This window comes from Clostridioides sp. ES-S-0123-01 (assembly GCF_020658415.1).
Lineage (GTDB): Bacteria > Bacillota > Clostridia > Peptostreptococcales > Peptostreptococcaceae > Clostridioides.
In genome coordinates this window covers 663,884-682,547 of sequence record NZ_JACVWD010000001.1, presented here as the reverse complement: position 1 = coordinate 682,547, position 18,664 = coordinate 663,884, and the positions used below count along the sequence as shown (strand labels likewise).

18 protein-coding genes are annotated in these 18,664 nt (G+C 26.5%); 15 read left to right on the top strand and 3 right to left on the bottom strand.

The window, feature by feature from the left end; all coding sequences use genetic code 11:
- Positions 1-55 precede the first annotated feature (55 nt).
- The 5 genes from IC175_RS03085 to IC175_RS03065 are packed head-to-tail and all read left to right on the top strand — an operon-like array spanning position 56 to position 3,690.
- Positions 56-535, top strand: a complete 480-nt coding sequence (locus IC175_RS03085; RefSeq protein ID WP_227433042.1) for a PTS sugar transporter subunit IIB — start codon at positions 56-58, stop codon at positions 533-535.
- A 15-nt stretch (positions 536-550) separates the two neighbouring features.
- On the top strand, positions 551-973 hold the full coding sequence (locus IC175_RS03080) for a PTS sugar transporter subunit IIA (RefSeq protein WP_227433043.1): 423 nt from the start codon (positions 551-553) through the stop codon (positions 971-973).
- A gap of 28 nt (positions 974-1,001) precedes the next feature.
- Positions 1,002-1,793, top strand: coding sequence for a PTS mannose/fructose/sorbose/N-acetylgalactosamine transporter subunit IIC (locus tag IC175_RS03075; RefSeq protein WP_227831103.1), 792 nt, complete (start codon positions 1,002-1,004; stop codon positions 1,791-1,793).
- Positions 1,786-2,586 (top strand): PTS system mannose/fructose/sorbose family transporter subunit IID, encoded by an 801-nt coding sequence (locus IC175_RS03070; protein ID WP_227433047.1) that lies wholly within the window; start codon positions 1,786-1,788, stop codon positions 2,584-2,586. The genes IC175_RS03075 and IC175_RS03070 overlap by 8 nt, the downstream gene beginning before the upstream one ends.
- 48 nt (positions 2,587-2,634) lie before the next feature.
- Positions 2,635-3,690, top strand: coding sequence for an SIS domain-containing protein (locus tag IC175_RS03065; protein ID WP_227433048.1), 1,056 nt, complete (start codon positions 2,635-2,637; stop codon positions 3,688-3,690).
- 182 nt (positions 3,691-3,872) lie between these two features.
- Here the strand turns inward: IC175_RS03065 and IC175_RS03060 are convergent, their stop codons facing one another.
- From IC175_RS03060 to IC175_RS03050, 3 genes are read right to left on the bottom strand one after another with little or no spacing between them, the layout of a single operon-like run.
- Positions 3,873-4,622, bottom strand: coding sequence for an ABC transporter permease (locus IC175_RS03060; protein WP_227482393.1), 750 nt, complete (start codon positions 4,620-4,622; stop codon positions 3,873-3,875).
- Positions 4,616-5,578 (bottom strand): ABC transporter ATP-binding protein, encoded by a 963-nt coding sequence (locus tag IC175_RS03055; protein WP_227851090.1) that lies wholly within the window; start codon positions 5,576-5,578, stop codon positions 4,616-4,618. The genes IC175_RS03060 and IC175_RS03055 overlap by 7 nt, the downstream gene beginning before the upstream one ends.
- 3 nt (positions 5,579-5,581) lie before the next feature.
- Complete coding sequence (locus IC175_RS03050; protein ID WP_227482395.1) at positions 5,582-6,040, bottom strand: GyrI-like domain-containing protein; 459 nt, start codon at positions 6,038-6,040, stop codon at positions 5,582-5,584.
- A 353-nt stretch (positions 6,041-6,393) separates the two neighbouring features.
- On the opposite strand from IC175_RS03050, the gene IC175_RS03045 reads away from it, so the two are divergent.
- The 10 genes from IC175_RS03045 (at position 6,394) to IC175_RS03000 (ending at position 18,567) form a co-directional block, all read left to right on the top strand.
- A complete protein-coding gene (locus tag IC175_RS03045; protein ID WP_227433053.1) occupies positions 6,394-6,750 on the top strand; it encodes a GntR family transcriptional regulator in 357 nt (118 codons plus the stop codon).
- Positions 6,751-6,822: 72 nt separating this feature from the next.
- Complete coding sequence (locus IC175_RS03040) at positions 6,823-7,539, top strand: ABC transporter ATP-binding protein (protein WP_227851089.1); 717 nt, start codon at positions 6,823-6,825, stop codon at positions 7,537-7,539.
- Complete coding sequence (locus tag IC175_RS03035; RefSeq protein WP_227433055.1) at positions 7,532-8,356, top strand: ABC transporter permease; 825 nt, start codon at positions 7,532-7,534, stop codon at positions 8,354-8,356. Before IC175_RS03040 ends, IC175_RS03035 begins: the two co-directional genes overlap by 8 nt.
- A 10-nt stretch (positions 8,357-8,366) precedes the next feature.
- Positions 8,367-9,578 carry a hypothetical protein gene (locus tag IC175_RS03030; protein ID WP_227823782.1) on the top strand — a complete coding sequence of 404 codons (1,212 nt, stop codon included), beginning with the start codon at positions 8,367-8,369 and terminating at the stop codon, positions 9,576-9,578.
- 20 nt (positions 9,579-9,598) lie between these two features.
- Positions 9,599-10,399 carry a hypothetical protein gene (locus IC175_RS03025; RefSeq protein WP_227433057.1) on the top strand — a complete coding sequence of 267 codons (801 nt, stop codon included), beginning with the start codon at positions 9,599-9,601 and terminating at the stop codon, positions 10,397-10,399.
- Between the two features lie 11 nt (positions 10,400-10,410).
- Positions 10,411-11,679 (top strand): hypothetical protein, encoded by a 1,269-nt coding sequence (locus tag IC175_RS03020; RefSeq protein ID WP_227851088.1) that lies wholly within the window; start codon positions 10,411-10,413, stop codon positions 11,677-11,679.
- Between the two features lie 317 nt (positions 11,680-11,996).
- A complete protein-coding gene (locus tag IC175_RS03015) occupies positions 11,997-13,178 on the top strand; it encodes a metal-dependent hydrolase family protein (protein ID WP_227823784.1) in 1,182 nt (393 codons plus the stop codon).
- 285 nt (positions 13,179-13,463) lie between these two features.
- Positions 13,464-14,258 (top strand): ATP-binding cassette domain-containing protein, encoded by a 795-nt coding sequence (locus tag IC175_RS03010; protein WP_227851087.1) that lies wholly within the window; start codon positions 13,464-13,466, stop codon positions 14,256-14,258.
- Positions 14,259-16,331: an ABC transporter permease subunit/CPBP intramembrane protease gene (locus IC175_RS03005; RefSeq protein WP_227823785.1), complete on the top strand. Its 2,073-nt coding sequence runs from the start codon at positions 14,259-14,261 to the stop codon at positions 16,329-16,331.
- 691 nt (positions 16,332-17,022) lie between these two features.
- Positions 17,023-18,567 carry a putative bifunctional diguanylate cyclase/phosphodiesterase gene (locus tag IC175_RS03000; protein WP_227823786.1) on the top strand — a complete coding sequence of 515 codons (1,545 nt, stop codon included), beginning with the start codon at positions 17,023-17,025 and terminating at the stop codon, positions 18,565-18,567.
- The last annotated feature ends 97 nt before the right edge of the window (positions 18,568-18,664 follow it).

Below are 18,664 nucleotides of genomic sequence, written 5' to 3'. Positions count from 1 at the left end.
TAAACAAGAGGATAAAAAATAAAAATTTTAATATATAATGGAGGATTTGAGGAAAATGATATCTTTAATGAGGATTGATGACAGACTAATACATGGTCAGGTAGCATATGGATGGACAACATCATTAGGTATAAATGTAATATTAGTTGCAAATGATGAAGCAAAAAACGATCAAATGAAAGCCATGTCATTAAATTTAGCTAAGCCTAGCAATGTAACTTTATATATAAGGGGGGTAGAGGAATCTGGAGAAATAGTAGAAAAATTTGCTTCTTCAAAGAAAAGTAATGTATTAGTATTAGTAAAAAATACAAAAGATGCTTTAGATGTAGCTAAAAACTCAGGAGGAGTTTTAAAAGAAATAAATGTAGGTGGATTAAGATACGAGGAAGGAAAGAAGAAGCTGACAGACTTAGTTGCTGTTGATGATAATGATATAAACAATTTTAAAGAAATAACTGATTTAGGAATTGATATAGAATTTAGAATGTTACCTAGAGACAAAAAGAAAAAATTATCAGACTTAATAAAATAATTTGGGAGAAAGAAAATGAAAAATTTTTTAATTGCAACACATGGAGAATTATCTAAGGAGCTTGTTGAGACAAGTAAATTAATAATTGGTTCATTAAGTAATGTTGAGTACTTTTGTATGACAAAAGATAAATCAGCAGACGATGCTGAGAAAGAAATGATAAGTATATTATCAAATAACAAAAATAATGGAGAACTTATCATACTAACAGATATATTTGGTGGAAGTGTAGCAAACATATGTACTAATTTACTCTTACAAGGGTTTAAATTTGAGTTATTGACAGGAGTAAATTTACCGATGCTTTTGGCTATTCTTTTATCAACAGAAGAGGATGCAAAGCTATTAGCTAAATCAGGTTTAGAGGAAGCGAGAAATGGAATAGTTCATGTAAATGAACTATTAGAAAATAAAAATGAAATCAAAAGTGTGATGTAATTAATGTAAATTAAGAGGGAGGTTCACTATGTTAGTACAAGCTATTATGTTAGCTATTATAGCAGGCTTTGGTATATTAGATGGACGTATATTTGGTCAGTCTATGTTTGATAGACCAATAGTTACAGGGGCATTAGTAGGATTAGTTTTAGGAGATATAAAGTCAGGAATTATGATTGGTGCACAACTTGAATTAATTTGGATGGGAATTGCAGGAATAGGTGCAGCTACTCCTCCAGATGTAGTAACAGGTGGTGTATTAGGTACAGCGTTTGCTATATTATCAGGAAATGGTGCAGAAGTTGCTCTAGCTGTAGCAGTGCCAGTAGCAGTTTTAGCACAATCTCTTGGAGTATTGGTTAGAATAGTAAACTCATATTTTTCTCAAAAGGCAGTTTTTTATGCTAAACAAGCTGACTTTAAAAAGGTTACTATAATGATGTGGATTCCAGTAGTATTATTCTTTTTAAGTACATCAGTTCCAACATTTTTAGCAATTATGATTGGTGCTGATAAAGTTACAACGTTAATAAATGCAATACCTAAAGTTATATTAGATGGATTAGGTGTTGCAGGAACATTGTTACCAGCAGTAGGATTTGCACTACTTATGGATATGCTACTTTCAAAAAAGATGTCTGTATTTTTCTTTATAGGATTCCTCTTAGCATCTTATGTTGGACTAGATATAACTGCAATAGCGTTGTTTGGAGTCTGTGTAGCAGTTATATTAAACTTTTATATTAACAGCAAAGAAAATAGTCAAAATCCTCAAGTAGCAACTAATATTTTAACGGAAGGAGAGATTGACTTTGAATAAACTAACAAAAAAAGAATTAAGAAGTATGTTTTGGCGTTCATTTGCTCTTCAAGGTGCATTCAATTATGAAAGAATGCAAAACTTAGGTTATTGTTATGCAATGTTACCTGCAATAAAGAAGTTATATAATAAAAAAGAAAATCAAGCAAAAGCGATAGAAAGACACTTAGAAATTTTTAATACAACCACAGTAGTAGTTCCTGCTATATTAGGTATAACAGCAGCTATGGAAGAGGAGAATGCTAATAATTCAGAATTTGATGAAAACTCAATCAGTGCTGTTAAAACAGCTCTTATGGGTCCTCTTGCGGGAATTGGGGATTCACTATTTTGGGGAACATTTAGAATTATAGCTGCTGGAATAGGAGTATCACTTGCAAAAGAAGGAAATATATTTGGCCCGCTATTATTCTTACTGTTGTACAATATCCCAGCATTTGCTCTAAGAATACTTGGACTTAAATATGGATATAAAGTCGGAGTAAATTCACTTGAAAGAATACAAAGAGAAGGTCTTATGGAGAAAATAATGTCTATGGCTACAACTGTTGGTTTATTCGTTGTAGGAGGAATGGTTGCAACAATGTTGAGTATAACTACTCCACTAAAATTTAATTTAAATGGTGCAGAAGTGGTTTTACAAGATATATTAGATAAAATAATACCTAACATGTTACCTTTAGCTTTTGCATTTGTAATATATTACATGTTAAAGCGAAAGGTAAGTGTAACAAAGTTAACTCTAGGCATTATAGTGGGAGGAATTGCTTTACATGCAATAGGGTTATTATAGAAAGAAAATTATAATTTATTAAATATATGAATAAGGAAGGCATACAAAATGAGAATACAAGATTATATGTTAGAAACACCAGCAAAAATGAGAGAAATGATATCTAATGCAGATAATTTATTTAATGAAATTAAGAAAGAAGATATAAAAAAGATTATAATAACAGGTTCAGGTACTAGTTATCACTCAGGATTGCAAGTACAACCATATTTGCAAAATTTATTAGACATAGATGTTGTAGAAAAGTATCCATTTATGATAACTGAAGATACATTTAAATTTGATAATAAAAATACTTTAGTGGTGGGAATATCTCAAGGTGGAAGTAGTTATTCTGCATATAATGCTATGAAGTTAGCTGAAGACAAGGGTTGTAAAATAGCATCTATGGCAGGCTGTAAAAATGCTCTAATAGATGAGATTTCTGACTATATATTAACAGTGAATTGTGGTGAAGAAAAATCTGGTGCTAAAACAAAAGGCTTTTATTGTACAAAGTTAAATTTAATGTTATTAGGTCTTCAAATAGCTAGAGAAAAGGGAATAATATCTAGTGAAAAGTACAATGAAGAGATAAATAAGATATTGGATGCAATAGATAGATTTGAATCAGTATATAAATCATCTGAGCAATGGATTGAAAGAAACAAAGAAAAGTTAGTTAACGCTAAAGAAATAAGAGTAGTAGGTCACTCTGATATATATGGAGATACATTAGAGTCAGCATTAAAATTATTAGAGACAATGAGAATTCCTGTAACTGGATATGAGTTTGAAGAGTTCATACATGGTGTATACAATGCTATAAATAGTGATTCTACTATATTTATACTAGATACAGGAAGAGAACCTAGAGTAACTAAGATGGTTGAAGTACTTTCTGGATGGACAGACAATGTATTTGTCATAGGTAGAGATGTTGCAGAAGAAGATAAAAATTTAAAGGCAGATATTATAGATAATCCTTACTATCAAACGTTTAACTTCATAGTACCTATACAATTGATATGTGGAGAAATACCTACATTAAGAGGTATAAACCCAAGTATTCCAAAAGATACTAAGTTCCACATGAAGTTAGGTAGTAAGAAGTTTAATAAGTAATTATACATATAAGTACTTTAGTTTATAGTTTCTTGTATAAATTTATAAATATACACTTAAGTAGCATGAATTATAAAGGTGGTGTTTCAAAATGATTTTAATTAATAATTTTGGAACACCACTTTTTAGTGTATATATAATAGATTAGTTTTTTACAAATCTACACACATTATCTTCAAAAATTAACTTACCATTTCTTTTTTCAGTCTCCACATAGCAAGTGCGAAACTTCCACAACATAATATTAAAAATAACACTATAACAGGTAGTATATCTCCAACCAGAATGGTTTCACCAAATATTAGACTACGTAAAGTATTAATAACATGGGTAAATGGATTGAGCATAACTGCTATTTTTAATCCTCCAGATAAATCTTCAACAGGGAAGAGAGCAGAGCTTAAAAAGAAAATAGGAAGTACAATGGCAGTCATAATTGTTTCATAAATTATTTCATTTGGTAATAATAGACTTATAGCATAAGCTAGGCTTGATAAAAAAAAGGCTGTCATAAATATCAATACTATCATTATAGCAATTCCACCAATACCAGATGCTATTTTTACTGAAAAGAATATGCTTACTATGCATAAAATTGCTACTTCAATAAAAGACACTAGGATAGCTTCTAGTAACTGACCAAAGACAATGGAATATCGACTAATAGGTGCAATTAAAACTCTATAAAAACTCCCGCTATTTTTCATTATAAAATTGATGATACCACCACTACTACATGATGAAAAGATAACCAATACAATTATACCTGGAAGTATAAAAGCTGTATAATTATCGACATTCATATCACTCATAGTTTGGTTTGCGACAGAGCTATAAAGTATAAGCCAAAGAAGAGGTTGTAATATAGTAACTACAAATGAAATTGGATTTTTAAAACGCCATTTCATATTACGCCATAAGATATTTAACATTTCCATTCCTCCTTTAAATCTTTATTAGAACTTGTTAATGCTAAAAAAACATCTTCAAGATTTGGCTCTACAATTTCTATCGCATCAAACTTTATATTATGCTCTAAAAGAAATTTATTTATTAAAGTAAGTGAAGTTCTACTTTCTTTTACACTTATGAAAAGAGAATTTTCATGTATATTCATAAATTTAACTAAGCAAGCATTTTTAATATCATTCTTATATTTTTTTATATCTTCAATATCATGAAATGCGATACGAAGTATATTTTGCTTAATATAATTACGTAAACTAGATGGTGTTCCTTGTGCCAAATCTTTTCCATTTTTCATAATACAGATATTATCACTTAGCTGTTCAGCTTCTTCAAGATAATGAGTAGTTAGAAAAATAGTTGTACCATATTCATCTCTAATTTTTAGTAGCATATCCCACATAGCTTTTCTTGAATCTACATCCATACCAACAGTAGGTTCATCTAAAAACAGAATCTTAGGAGACGACACCATATTCATAGCTATATCTAATCTACGTTTTACTCCACCAGAATAAGATGAAGTAGGATACTTTAAGTAACTAGTTAACTCAAATTTTTCAATTAAAGAGTTTATTCTTTCTTTTGCAACTTGTGGTTCCACTTTATACATTTTGCTTTGGAATATCATGTTTTCCATGAGAGACAGGTGTTCATCAATAGATACTTGTTGTGCTACACAAGCAATTTGAGTGCGTATCCAAGATGGATTATTTATTAAGTCTTTTCCAAGCATCGTTACATTACCCGCTGTAGGCTTATAAAAAGTGGTCAAAATATTGATAAGCGAAGATTTACCAGCACCATTTGGACCAAGTAAAGAAAATATTTCTCCAGTCTTTACACTAAAACTTAGACCATTTAAAGCTCTTACACCATTTTTATATTGTTTTACTAAATTGTTGATTTCGATTGCCAACATGTATTATTCCTCCTCTTTAAGTGGAAATATGATTTCTGTAATATATTTATCTGGATTACCTTTTATTAGCATACCTGGTCCTTTAATAAATACTTCTCTCCAAGGAGTTTTTATTGTTAGATTATTTTCATGAATATATTTAAATATCATTTCATATGTTTTCGGCAAATTGTTATATGAACCAATGTGGGTAAAAAACAAAGCTTTTGTTTTAGGAAACTCTTTTATTGTTACACCCATACGATTTGGAGTTTCAGAAGTTGGTACACATAACTCCATTTTTCCTATGCCAGTTTCTTGGTCAACATTATGGTAGCAAAAGAATGGTGCACCATTTGATTTTCCTTTTATAGATTTAAATACATTTGGAAAATATTTTGTTGCTTCAGTCATGGGTCCATTGTAACTCATAGTAGCTGCTGTGACTGATTCGATGTTTTTAATTTCAATTTTATAATTCATTTGTTTTCCTCCTTAGGTATGTTTATAATGGTTTAATTAACCCATTAAGTATTAGTACAATATAAGATTTTTGATTCATTGATGATATAACCTTACCTTGTTTGTTTTCAAGTCTAACATAACATAAAATATATATCCTCTCATTTGATGCTCAATTTTGTAAACTTATTATTTGAATTTTGATTTCAATGATTTAATAAATTAAAATCAAATAATTTATTAAAAAGTATTTACAAATTAAGTGTATTAATCGTATAATACACTTAACGAAATATAAAATAAAATTTAAAGTAGAAGTGTATTTTTTTAGAAAAAGTGTATTATCGTATTAATACACTAGAATAGGAGGAAGTATGAATTTTGAATTAGATAATACATCTCCAATTTATTTGCAAATAATAAAGCATATAAAGAGACAAATAGTAACAGGAGAATTAAAACCAGGAGAAACAATACCATCAAGAAGAGAAATGGCACTTAATTTAAAAGTAAATTTAAATACTGTTCAAAGAGCATATAAGGAGATGGGTGATATGAATATAATAAATACTTTTAAAAACTATCAGAGTAGCGTGACAGTTGATGAAAATATATTAAAAAATTTAAAACTAGAGTTAATAAATGAATCTTTAGTTGTATTTATAGAAGATATGAAGGCAATAAATGTTACTAAAGAAGAAGTTTTAAAGATAATAGAAGATAGATATTAGTTTTTTAATAAATATAAACACTTAACTTATAAGGTTAATTGTACAAGCATATTAAATATGGAGGATACTAATATGATAGAAATTAAAAATGTAAGCAAAACATATAAAATAATGCAAGGACTAAAAGTAAAGAAAATAGATGCTTTAAAGAATGTAAGCTTTAGTATTGAAAAAGGAAAAATAACAGCTTTACTTGGGATAAATGGTGTTGGTAAGTCAACAATTTTAAAAGCAATAGCAGGGCTTATAAAAATTGATAGTGGAGAGATTTTAATAGATGGAGAAAAAATGAATAAAAACATATATAATAAACTTGCATTTGTTCCAGATGTAGAATCTCACTTTAGTAATACAACAATAAAAGAGTCATTTGAATTTATGGAAATTTTTTATCCAAGATGGAATAAAGAAAAATCAAAAGAAATGATGGATATATTTAAACTGAATGAAAATGAATTAATTGACAATTTATCTAAAGGAAATATTGCAAGAGTAAAATTAATTCTTGGATTTTGTCAAGACCCAGACTATATATTACTTGATGAACCATTCACAGGGATTGACTTGTTTAAAAGAGAAGAATTTATAGGAGTAATAGCACAGTATATGAAAGAAAATCAAGCTATTATTATAACCACTCATGAGATAGTAGAAATAGAAAGTCTAGTTGATGAAGTTATAATTCTTGATGAAGGTAAAGTAATAACATCATTTAATGCAGAAGATTTGAGAGAAAGAGAAGGTAAGTCTATATTAGATAAAATGAGGGAGGTATATAAGAATGAATAAGCTTCTATGTCTAATAAATGTAGATTTAAGGAGAAATAAGAGGTTTTATATAGCCTATATATCTTTTTTATCTTTAATTACATTGGGCTTAAATTTATTTGAAATTATTAAATTTAAGAACTCTAAATTTATTATAAACTTAGCAATAGAGGATTTTGGAGGTGTATTTTATGGAATAGGTATCATTGGCAATCTTAGATGTATCCAAACAATTTTACTGTATGGAATATTGGGAATGTTTACATACTATATTTTTATGTGGAAAAGAGATTTCTTTTCTAAAAATCAAAGTATTTATACTTTAATGATGTTACCTCAGAATAAATTTAAACTTTGTATATCTAAGTCAATCACTTTGATAACAATGGTATATGGTTTTTTGATAAGTCAGATAGCAACATTATTTATATGTAAACACATATTTAATTTTGTTTTTAGAAATGTTCCAATAGTTAATATGTCCTTTGCTCAGGATTTATATTATTTAAATTTAAAAAGTATTCCAATCGATTTTATTTCTTTCATAACAATTTATGTATTTTTACTGTTTGTAGCTATTTCTTTTTTGAATAGTTGTATATTATTCACATTTTCTTACAGAGGTAAATTTTATGTGATTTTAATTACCTTGATAATTTTGGCAGGGTTATATTTTTCAACAGTATATATAAATATAATTAGTTTGTTTAGAAAGTATTATGGATTTGTTGGAACACAACTTAATTCCTTAGGTAACTATGTATTAAGTTTTATAGTTATAATGTTTATTTTAAATGGAATCTCTTATTTCTTAATAAATAAGAAATTGTCTATTTAGGAGGTGTGACATGAAATTAAAATCTAAAATATCTATACTTATTATATTTTTAGCAGTGGCGATATATTTTAGTATAGACCTATTGAACAATGAAAACAATTTAAGTATAAAAACGATAAAAGGTGACCAAGATGAATTGGGTTATATAAACATATATTTTGGATATGATTTTAATGGATATATAAATTCAAGATATATAATAAATGGAAGCAATAAAACTAAAAAAACAGAATTATTAAAATCAATAAAAGAGAGTGAGAACACGAATAACCTAATCGATGTCTCTAGTGGTTTGGATTCAATAGCTCATGTTGGTTTTGAAATAAGTGATGATTCTAAATCTAGTTCAAAAGGGATAAATTTTGTTATAGATGAGAAAAAAGAAGACCTAGAAAAAGGTGTATTTATTTCAGAAGGAAGTGATAAAAAAGTTGAATATGAAAAACTAGATATGGATAATTTTATAAGAACTAAATATAAAGTAGATAAAGATATCGATGAGTATCATGTAAAAGTGCTATCATCAAAAAGATACAAAAAAGATTTATATGTGTCTGTGCTTTATGCTCCAAATGAGTCATCAGAAAAAAATGAAGAAGATTTGAATAATATAGATATAATAAAGATTAATACTAAAAGTAAAAAAATAGAGACGATAAAAAGTATAAATATAAGCAAGTATCTTTTTGAAAAATACAACAACATACAGAGTATTGATGTAAGTTATTCTAGTAAAGATGGAGATAAAATGTATATTTTGATAGAAGCGATAAATGCAAATACATGGGATGATGTTGATTCTAAGCTCAATTTACTTGAGTATAATGTTAAAGAGAATAAAGAGAAAATAATAGAATTAAAAAGTTATAATAGAATGTCTTTGGAAAAAGCAAAGCTAAAAGATAGTAAATTATATATGATAATGTCAGAAAGAGATAATTCCAATAAAAGTAAAGAGGTAAATTTAATAACTTATAACATACTAGATGGCAGTTTAGTTGAAGATAAATATGTTTTGGATGAAAAAGAAGAAAGAAGCATCAGAAACATTGAAATTGATTCAAATAAAATCATTGTATGTACATCAAAAACAAATTCCGTACTACCCTGGGACAATAAGACTATTCTATATATAATAAATAAAAATTCGAAAGAAATAGTGTATAAGGGAGAATTACAGTTTAATAGTTCAAATAGCAGTTTAGAATTTGAAATAAAGTAGGTGAATTGATGAGGGATTTAATGAAGTTATTTGAGTTTGATTTAAAAAGAAACATAAAAAATTATATATTTATAATAAGTTGTTTTTGTTCTATTGTATTTTTAAATCTAGTGAAAAATTTAAATGATTATAACTATATAATAGAAAATGCAGTAAAAACTGAGCAGTTATCAAAAGTAGGAAAGACAATAGAAACAGTAAGTGTCATGGGGTTTTCAAGTTTTGGAAACATAATGGGTTCTATACAATCATGTTTTTTATTTGGGATATTTGTGTGTATTTGTTATGCTTTTTTTATTTGGTATAGAGATTTTGACATGAAAAGCAAATCCATATATACACTTGTGATGCTTCCTAAGAATAAAATTAATATTTATATATCTAAATTATTAAATGTATTGTTTCTAGTGTATAGCTACACTATATTATTTACAATAACTTTATTTATTGCAAGTAAAATACTACCTAATTATATGCTTGGTAGTATTGCAAACTATAATTTTGTACAAGAAACAATATATAAATTAAATATTTTACTTCCATACAGCTTTGAGAACTTATTAGTAGAATATGTATTTTTACTAATAGGAGTTATATGTGTAGTATTCACATCAATTCTTATAAATAAATCTGTGTATAAGATGAGAGCTTTAATGAGTTTTCTATTTTTAGTTATAGAAATTCTAATATTTATAATTCTTGTAGAGTTTATTATACCTTATGAATATAGTAATGTATTTACTGTAGTATATTCAAGTGTGAGCATATTTGTATGTAGTTTTATGTCTAATAAACTTTTAAATAATAAAATTGACTTTTAGGAGGTGTATATATGAGAGAAAAGAAATTAGGAAAATATACAATATGTTTTATAACAGTATGTTTATCAATGATTATTATGACTTTGATATTGAGTTGTCTTAGTAAAAATAAATTATCTATAAGAACTTTAAATGGTAATCTAAAGGATATAGGAAGAGTTAGTTTAGTATATACACCAAATATAAGTAGATATACTTATGAAGAAGTAACCATAAGTAAAAATGGGACAAGAAATGATATAAATCCTAAAACTAAAATTGGAAATGATTATTTGCATATTGATAAGAAATACAGCGATTTTATTGATGGTAAAGGAATCGAATTTATATATAAAGATGATTTGAATATAGGGGTAGCATATACTTCTACTAAGTCTAATTCAGTACAGGAAAGAAACAATTTAAATGATTATATAAAAGTTTCAAATAAAAATTTGAAAAGTGGCTTAGAAGAAAATTTTGATATTGATTTAAAAAAATCTGATTTTAAAGAAAATAGTTGGCAAACTATTTTTAACAAAATATATAGAGGAAATTTATATATGGTGATTAGTGAAACAAGTGTTTCAGGTGTTACAGTCAATAATATTTGTATATTAAAGGTAGATATAAAAAATAAATCCTATAAATTATTAAATAGATTTAATTTAGACTCACAAAGTAAATACCAACAAAATATTAATGAGATTAAATTTTCTATTGGAAGTAAGCTTTATTTAGAGAGGTTAAACAACAAAGAGATAAATGGTGACATTGAAGGTCATGATAATTATTCAGATTTCATTGTGTATGATATAGAAGAGAATTCTTTCGATAAAAGTAACAAGTTTATGGATAATTTAAATAAAGAAAAAAATGCTGACCAAGGGGAAATGGGCTTATTGAGTAAAACAAAGTTAGACTATATCGTTAAAGATAACAAACTAAATATTATAGTTACAGATAAGAGTCGTTTTATAATTAATCTTGTTTATAGTGTTGATTCTAATGAAATTAAACTAGAAGATTATGAAAAGCTTAATTTAAAAGTAGATTATGATGAAGCACTATCTGGTGTTAGGAAAGTTAAGTTATTAGACGATAAAATATACTCTATTTCAAGTGTAAAGGAAACTATTTCAGGAGAGAAAAAAGGAAGTGGAGTTACTTCTGATATAGTTGGAACCAAGCCAATAAAATTTCAAGTATTTGATATGAATCTTAAAAAAACAGTATATGAAGCTGAATTGATAAATGGAGATGTAAGTTTACAAGATAAGTTATTCTTTGTAGCAAATTAAATAATAGTATTAATCAAATAACTTTAAATTTAGATATTTTTTCATGTAAAATATAAAAATGAATAGATAAAAATAAAACAAGATAATTATATACATTTTGATTATCTTGTCTTATTTTAGCATTGATATAAAAGCAATTTGATTAATATCTTTTACATATTATAAATATTCTAATATTATAATATATTCTAGTTTAATCCGATATTTAATTCACTTAAATTTGAAATGATAGTAATATAGTGGTAGAATTAATTATTAGAATATTAAAAATAATAAATAAATAATACATTATACTTGAAGAGGGGGATAATTTAAAAATGAGTAAAAAGTATATAAAAGCAGGAAATTTAATTGATGGAACAGGAAATAGTATTATGGAGAATAAAGGTATAATTATTGATGGAGATACTATACTTGAAATTGAAGATATAAGAGAAGATTTAAGTGGATATGAGGTGTATGATTACCTAGATAAAACTGTTATGCCAGGAATTATGAATTGTCATGTGCATTTGACAATGGAACCAGTAGGAAATCCAAAAGTTTATTATGAGAATGTATCTGATGTAGAGCTTGTAGTAAATACAATAAAACAACTTGATGCATATTTAGATTCAGGAGTAACATATATTAGAAGTCTAGGTTGTCCGAAATATGTGGATGTACAACTTAAAAATCTTATAGACAAAGGATCTATAGATGGTCCTGGTATAGTTACTTCAGGTCCAGTTATATGTATGACAGGAGGACATGGATACTATTTTGGTATTGAAAGTGATGGAGTAGATGAATGTAGAAAATCAGCTAGAACAGTTTTAAAAAATGGAGTAGATTGTGTAAAGATAATGGCTACTGGAGGTGTAACAACTGATGGTGTTGAGCCAGGTTCACCACAGTTGACTTTAGAGGAAATGAAGGCTGCTGTAGATGAAGCTATAAAAGCAGGTAAAATAACTGCTACACATGCACAAGGAAGAACTGGTATAAAAAATGCAGTTCTTGCAGGTATTACTTCTATAGAGCATGGTGTTTATTTAGATGATGAAATAATTGATTTGATGCTTGAAAAAGGAACATATCTAGTTCCAACAGTTGCTGCACCATATTTTATTTTAAATGCAGGAAAAGAAAGTGGAATAACTGAGGCTACTCTTAGAAAGTGCGAAATTGTTGCTATTCCTCATAAGGAATCATTCTTAAAAGCGTATAAAAAAGGAATTAAAATTGCAGTTGGTTCTGACGCAGGAACTTCTTATAATGAACATGGAAAGACGTATTATGAAATGAAATTAATGTCAGATTATGGTATGGATAACATGGATGTAATAGTAGCAGCTACAAAAACTGCATCCGAACTTTTAAGAATTGATAAAAATTATGGAACTCTAGAAAAAGGAAAGAAAGCAGATGTGATAGTGGTAAATGGAAATCCTATAGATAATATAGATGTAATGTCAGATGTTTTATCAGTATTTAAACTTGGCAAAAAAGTTAGATAATAAAATAAAAAAGAAATTAGAAAAAAGTGTCTGAAAGAATGTTTAAAAGATTAGAGACACTTTTTTTTATTGATAATATTTATTAATACTTTAAAAATTCATATGTTATTTTATATCCATTAGTTAATATATATATTATAAAAGAATAAAAAGTAATAATTTGTCATGTAAATATATGTGTTTTTATAAATAATATATTTTAAAATAAAAAACAGTATATAAAAAAGGTTTATATGTTATATTTATATAAATATATCTATAAATAAGAAAGGAGCAAGTTGGTAAATGATAGAGGTAGATAAATTATGTAAATCTTTTACAAGGGTTGTAAAAGATGATAAAGGTAAAAGTTCGATAAAAAAATTAAAGAAGATTAAAACTAAAAAAGAAGACTTTCTTGCTGTAAATAATGTTTCTTTTAGTGTTGAAGAAGGTGAGATAGTTGGAATATTAGGACCCAATGGTGCTGGAAAAACAACATTACTTAGAATGTTAGGAGGAATATTAACACCAACATCAGGAAATATAAGTGTTTCTGGATATGATTATTCAATAGATAGAAATTCAGCAAAAAAAGAAATAGGATATCTATCTGGAAATACAAAGCTGTATGGGAGACTTTCTCCTAGAGAACTTTTAACAACTTTTGGAAGTTTATATGAAATGACAAAAGAAGAAATAGAAGAATCAATTAAAAATGTTGTAAAAGTAATGGATATGAATGAGTTTATAGACAACAGAATTGAAAATCTATCAACTGGTCAGACGCAGCGAACATCTATAGCTCGTTGCTTAATACATTCCCCAAAAGTATATATTTTTGATGAGCCGACATTAGGTCTTGATGTTTTGAGTAGTGCATCTATAATAGACTTTATGAAAAATGAAAAGTTAATAGGAAAAACTGTACTTTATTCAACTCATTATATGGAAGAAGCAGAAATTTTATGTGATAAGATTTTAATGATTCATAATGGAAAAATAATTGCATCAGGGACTCCAGAAAGTTTAAAAGAAGAATCAGGAGTAAATAACTTGAGAGATGTGTTTATAAATCTTGCTAGAATGGAGGAGGTTTAGATGAGAAGTAAAATTGTAAAATACATATTCAAAAAAGAAATGTTAGACATACTAAGAGACAAAAAGACTTTATTTATGATGATTGTTATACCACTTCTTTTATATCCTTTGCTTATGTTGTTGATGATTCAGGTAATGAATATGTCCGCAAATAGTATGAATAGTAAAGATATTAATATAGCTTTTGATAGTACACCCAATAAAGTGCTTGTATCAATGATTGAAAAGGAGAATAACTTAGAGGGAGACACTGGGAACAATAAAGATACTACAAATGATAAAGGCAAGATAAAAATATTAAGTGTTGATAATTATAAGAAGTCTTTAGAAGAAAATAAAATTGATGCCTACATAAAAATAGAAGAAAAGCAATCAGCTACAAGTTATAAAATATATATGAATTCATCTCAGGAAAATTCTTCTAATTCTGTAAAAAGAATTGAAACTGTTTTAGATAAATACAAGAGACTTACTGTAGAAAATACTTTAGCTGAAAAAGGATTAGATGCACAGAGTACATTGGAACCTATAACATACAGTACTATAGATGTTGCAAAAACAGAAGAAGTAGCAGGTTACTTTTTAGGTCAGATATTACCATTTATATTAATAATAGGAGTTTTGCTTGGTTCAATATATCCAGCAATAGATGTTATGGCTGGAGAAAAGGAAAGAGGTACACTAGAAACTTTATTTACACTCCCAATATCGAATTTAGAATTAGTAATGGGAAAATATATGGCTGTTTCCCTTAGTGCAATAGTAACAGCAATTTTAAATATTTTATCTATGGGATTAACGATGGCATTTATTTTAGTTAGTGGTGGTCTTAGTAGCCAGTTTGGTTTTGGAAATTTTAATTATGGAGATTTAGTTTTACCAGTTATTACTACTTTAATATGTGTATGTCTGTTTTCAATGGTAGTTGCAGCAATAAGTATGTGTGTATGTTCACTAGCAAAAAGTTTTAAAGATGCTCAAAACTATATAACTCCTCTTATGTTGGTTATTATGATACCATCTTATGTTTCTATGATACCCAATATAGTATTGGATAGAGTAACAGCTGTAATACCTGTGGTAAATATATCATTACTTATAAAAAGTGTATTATCTTTTAAAAGTGATTTAAATCTGATAGCACTAGTTTTAACATCAAATATAGCTTTTGTAATATTGGCAATTATACTTCTGTCTAAAATGTTTAATTCTGAAGAAATACTTTTTGGAAATAGTAAGAGTTTTTCTTTCTTGGAGAAAAGATGCAATATAAAAAAAGGGTCTATACCAACTGTGAGTGATGGTATTATTTTGTATGCAGTAGGATTAGTTCTTTTAATTTATGTTGGTTCTTTGGTTCAAATTAAATTTGGAACAGCAGGTATTGTAATGACACAAGTTATGATAATTGCTTTACCACTAATATTTGCATATTATATCAAAGCTGATTTTAGAGAAGTATTTAGTATAAAGATTCCAACATTAAAACATCTCTTAGGAGGCGTTGTTCTTTGGGTTGGAGGATACATAATTATTATGATTATAACTCAGTTAATTTTATTTTTATTTCCTCAAAATATGGAAGTGGCTGAGAGTTTAAATAAATCTCTTTTTATGAAGGATAAATTTTTATTGAATTTATTGATAATAGGATTATTGCCAGCTATATGTGAAGAAATATTTTTTAGAGGTTTTATATTTTCTGCATTTAGTAAATCCAAAAATGGAGTTAAGTCTGTAAAGTTAGCAATAATATGTAGTGGAGTATTGTTTGGTATTATGCATATGGATTTTATAAGAATAATTCCAACATCAATATTAGGAATCATATTTGCATACAGTGTATATAAGTCTGGCTCTATATTTGTATCAATGTTATTACATTTCTTAAATAATAGTGTAGCGGTTATAGTAAGCCATTATGCAACAGGAAATATAGCTAACTTATATAAGTTTATTGAGGTTGATTTTTCAAATTTAAATATATTTAAATTTGCTTTAGTTCTTGTAATAAGCTTTATATTAGTTATATTAGGGATGAGACTTTTATACAGAAAAGATTTAAAAAATTAAATATAAATTTCTTAAATATATTGAGATAATAAATAACACTAAAATATATAAGTATTGCTTTATTTATATATACTTTAGTGTTATTTTATTTATTTATTCATTATATAAACTCTTTATAAATTCATTTATATAATATTTTAATTATATAAATGAATTTATAAAGAGTTTATATCTAAAAAATGACTTTAAAAAATTAGGTAAAAATGGCATATTAAAAAATTTATATTAAATATTATTCAATTTAGTTAATTATAAAAATTAAGTGTTGATTTGTCGAAATGAATAGAAGAAGAAAAACATAATGAAATTTTAAAGGTGAATGTATTGGAAATACTGTGTTTTAATAAAAAGTAGTCATTTCTTGTAAAATGGATAGTTTATATTTATTTTAAAATTTGTAAAATTTTGCTATACTATATATATAGAATATGTTATATTAGTTGTCTTTCCTATTGATTTATACATTTCATATCGGTATAATAGAAAATAAATTGGATTATTTTGGCATATAATTATTGATGAAAAGCCTATATCTTTCTATGAATTTTCTGAAAAATTTTATTTTTATATTATAATTATATTAATTTTTAATAAAAACTATCCATTTTACAAGAAATGGAAACTTTTGGAATGTGTTTGTTTGCTAGTGATTTATAATCAAATAGAGGTGCTTTAATGGGAGGAAATTTTTATGAGGAAATTACAAAAAAAATTAATGGTTTTTTTATTTATTTGTATAATTTTACAAGTTAAATATACAACACCAGTCTATTCTTTACATAAGCTTTATAAAAATAACTCCATAAATAACCTTGAATTCAGATTATTTAATAAACAATTTATTAGCTACTATGCATTGCAGATAATATTTATTATGACGATAATATGTCTAGTACTTATTTTTTATATAATATATGATAAATTAAGTTTAAGAGTTAAATTGCAAAAGATAGTATATACAGATGGTCTTACAGGAGCAAGTACTATGGATAAATTTGTAATTGATGCTAAAAAAATATTAAGCAAAAACACTCAAGAGAAATATGCGTTATTATATATAGATATTGATAAATTTAAGTATATAAATGATTTGTTTGGATATGAAGTGGGAAATAAAATTTTATGTAGTTTAACAAATATTATTAAACATAATATATTTGAAGAAGAAATATTTGCAAGGATATCTGCTGATAATTTCACAATAATCATGAAATATAGAGAAGAAGAAGATATAATAAATAGATTAGAATGTATATTTAAAGAATTGGATTTATTTAATAATAATCAGGAAGAAAAATATAAATTAGTTTTAAGTTGTGGAATATACTTTATACTTCCAGAAGATAAAGATATCAACCCAATAATAGATAGAGCTAATATACCTCATAAAATGGCAAAGGGAGGACATAAAAGTTCATATGCATTTTATGACAACAAGATTCATGATCAAGAAATAAAAGAAAAAGAGATGGAAAATACAATGTTCTCAAGCTTAGAAAATAAAGAGTTCATAGTATACTTGCAACCTAAAATAGAACTAAATACGGGAGAAATACAAGGTTCGGAAGCGCTTGTACGATGGAAAAGTCGTGATAAGGGATTAATTCCTCCAAATGAGTTTATACCATTTTTTGAGAAAAATGGTTTTATAATAAATTTAGATTTATATGTACTAGAAGAAGTTTGTATACAACTTAGAAAATGGATTAACACAGGTATAAACCCATTAACTATTTCAGTTAATGTATCAAGAATACATTTATATTGTAATAATTTTATAGAAACCTATAAAAATATAATTGACAAGTACAATATACCTGCAAAATATATAGAACTTGAATTAACTGAGAGTATTATATTTGATAATTTTGATATTTTAATTGATATAATGAATAGTTTAAAAGAGATAGGTTTTTTAATATCTATGGATGATTTTGGTTCAGGGTATTCATCATTAAATATGTTAAAAGAAATTCCTATGGATATTTTAAAACTTGACCAAAAATTTATCATGGAAACATATAATAGTAAGAGAAGTAAAATAATTGTTACTAAAGTTGTAGAGATGGCAAAGGAATTGGGGATGAAAGTAATATCTGAAGGTGTAGAGACAGAAGCACAGTTTAAACTATTGAAGGAAGTCAAATGTGATATGGCACAAGGATATCTATTTGGAAAACCAATGCCAATTGAAGAATTTGAAAAATTGATTGCATACACTTCAGCAAAAGAATAATCAGTTTACTTTATAAAAAATGAATAAGTTATATTAAAAATGAACTTTAAGCTAGAGTTCATTTTTTTATGTGGATTTTTATACATTTATTTATTAA